Raw genomic sequence first — 473 nt, 5'->3', positions numbered from 1 at the left:
AACATTTTAATCCATGGGCAATCGCTTCGATCATTGTTTGTGGGTTATTATTCCTGTTGCAATTATTCTTCATTGAACGGTCGCAATGGACAGGCGATTACTGGGAACATAACGCTGTAATAAAAGAATTATCATTACATCTTCAACAACCTGGGCATCCAATTTTAAATGTTGATGTACCACATGCTTTTTTTTCGCCCTATTCTGTTTTTCTCGGTGCAATTATTTCACTAACCGGCATCCAGGTTTCTACGTTACTCAACTTAGCCATGATCGCTAACCTGTTGTTGTTTTTCTCAGCAGTTTACTTATTGGCAACCATGTTTATTTCTGAAAAGAAAGATCATGCAAAGGCTTTTTTATTGCTTCTTATTTTAACTCTTTTTTTCTGGGGATCACAAGCTCCTCTTTACAGCTCATTCTTTCATTTCAGTTCTTTTACACTTACGCTATCGTACCCATCAACATTTGCA

General features: G+C 36.8%; 1 protein-coding gene. It reads left to right on the top strand.

The genetic code is table 11. The annotated features are described in order from the left end of the window. On the top strand, positions 1-473 hold a 473-nt coding region (locus tag ENE75_RS26050; RefSeq protein WP_199232418.1), incomplete at both ends, for a hypothetical protein.

Origin of the sequence: Rubrivivax albus, assembly GCF_004016515.1 — a bacterium.
Classification (GTDB): domain Bacteria; phylum Pseudomonadota; class Gammaproteobacteria; order Burkholderiales; family Burkholderiaceae_C; genus Rubrivivax; species Rubrivivax albus.
This window is presented reverse-complemented; position numbering and strand designations above follow the sequence as displayed.